General features: G+C 66.4%; 3 protein-coding genes. 2 read left to right on the top strand and 1 reads right to left on the bottom strand.

The window, feature by feature from the left end; translation table 11 throughout:
* The coding region (locus tag DBR23_RS06960; RefSeq protein ID WP_108497754.1) for a zinc-binding dehydrogenase at positions 1–738 on the top strand (738 nt) is incomplete at its 5' end.
* Positions 735–1,166, top strand: coding sequence for a nuclear transport factor 2 family protein (locus tag DBR23_RS06955; protein ID WP_233250310.1), 432 nt, complete (start codon positions 735–737; stop codon positions 1,164–1,166). The genes DBR23_RS06960 and DBR23_RS06955, both read left to right, overlap by 4 nt.
* A gap of 177 nt (positions 1,167–1,343) precedes the next feature.
* Here the strand turns inward: DBR23_RS06955 and DBR23_RS06950 are convergent.
* On the bottom strand, positions 1,344–1,827 hold a 484-nt coding region (locus DBR23_RS06950), incomplete at its 5' end, for a hypothetical protein (protein ID WP_108497753.1).

Below are 1,827 nucleotides of genomic sequence, written 5' to 3'. Positions count from 1 at the left end.
GTGTATGGATTTACCGGCGGCATTGGCGGGCTGCAAGGCAGCCTGGCGCAATACGCGGCGGTGGATGCACGCCTTTTGGCCCACAAGCCGGGCCGGCTGACCATGCGCCAGGCAGCGGCCTTGCCGCTGGTCTTAATCACCGCCTGGGAGGGCCTGGTGGACCGTGCCAACGTGCGCAGCGGGCACAAGGTGCTGGTGCATGGTGGCGCCGGGGGCGTGGGCCATGTGGCGGTGCAGCTGGCCCGCGCGCGGGGTGCCGAAGTGTTCGCCACGGGCACGGCGGCGCAGGCCGGTTACATCCGGTCTCTGGGGGCCACGCCTATTGACCATGAAACGACCTCGGTCGAGGCCTATGTCGACGCGTTTACCGACGGCCAGGGCTTCGATATCGTTTACGACACCGTGGGTGGGCCAGTGCTGGATGCGTCGTTTGTGGCGGTCCGCCGCTACTCAGGCCACGTGGTGACTTCGCTGGGCTGGGGCACCCACAAGCTGGCGCCGCTGTCGTTCCGGGGTGCTACTTTCTCTGGGGTGTTCACGCTGCTTCCCATCCTCACCGGGGAGTTTCGTGAACACCACGGCGAGATCATGGAGCAGGCCACCTTGCTCGCGGAAGCGGGGCAACTAGAGCCATTGCTCGACCCCACCAGCTTCACGCTGGACACGGCCGAAGCGGCGCACGCCCTGGTCGCCAGCGGCCGCGCCCGTGGCAAGGTGGTGGTGAGCGTGCTGCCATGAGCCAGCCGGGTCAACCTTTGGCAGCAAGCGCCAGCGGGCCAGCCAGCAGGGACGACGCAGCAGGCCTGCGGCATGGTGCGATGGCCCCCACGCACGAACACCTGCGCCACGTGGCGGATGCGCTGATCGCGGCCACCAACGCATTGGCGGTGGAGCGGGTGCTCGCCCTTTTTGCACACGATGCCGTGATCGACGACCCCTCCACGGGCCACCGTTTTGATGGCCATGCCGGAATACGCCGCTATGTCGAACAGTACTTCGTCGGTTACCAGACGGTGACCCGGTTCCTGTCGATGCAACGCCTGGGGCCGCAGCGCGCGAGGGTGCGGGTGGACTTCACGGGGGATTTTGGTCACGAGATCGGCAACCTCGACATCACCGTGAATACGCAGGGCCTGATCGCCCGGCTGGATGCCGACCTGGAATGAGCGGTGTGAATGGCTTGGCTGCGCGACGGCCCTCAGGGCTGGCGTGCGGCACCAAGCTGCACGAGGCGGAGGTGGGCGGCGCTGGGCTGTTTTGATGCGGGATTTGATCAAAAACAGCCGGAAGCGCTAGTGAATCATGCGGTAGTAGCTATCAAAAAGAGAGCGAATTGATCCGACTCAACGCGGTAAGCACCCCGCAAACCCCCTGGGCCCTGCCGCCGAGACATCCGCCAGCGTCACGGCCTCCAGCCGGTCGTTCTGCCCCGGTATCTTGGTCAGCCGCTGGCCGTTCTGCCAGCGCCACTGGGTGCCGTCAAAACTGTAGATGAAGGTGTGCGTGCGGTTGGACAGCAGGTGCGCGGGGGTGAGGGTGATGGCCTGGGCGGCGGCTTCGGTAGGTGCGTGGGCCTGGGCCTCGTTGTCCTTGATGACGAGCTTGCCTACGTAGGGTGTCACGGTGGATTCGGTGCGCGTGACTTCGGGCTGGACCAGGGCAGGGCTGTAGCCGGTCAGGGTCCAGTCGCCCGCGGTGCCAGGCAGTACATGGGGTTGCCGTGCGGCCAGGAATTGGGTGCACGCGGTGGTGATGGCATCGAAGCTGGTGGTGGCGGGGCCGGTGGCTTCGGGCTTGCTGCAGCCTGCCAGGCCCGCCACCATGGCG

The sequence above is a fragment of the Acidovorax sp. HMWF018 genome (genome assembly GCF_003061035.1).
Classification (GTDB): Bacteria; Pseudomonadota; Gammaproteobacteria; order Burkholderiales; family Burkholderiaceae_C; genus Acidovorax; species Acidovorax delafieldii.
This window is presented reverse-complemented; position numbering and strand designations above follow the sequence as displayed.

Bases quoted from the DNA above. Each gene is read 5' to 3' on its own strand.
- DBR23_RS06955 (WP_233250310.1), top strand. From the start codon at position 735: ATGAGCCAGCCGGGTCAACCTTTGGCAGCAAGCGCCAGCGGGCCAGCC.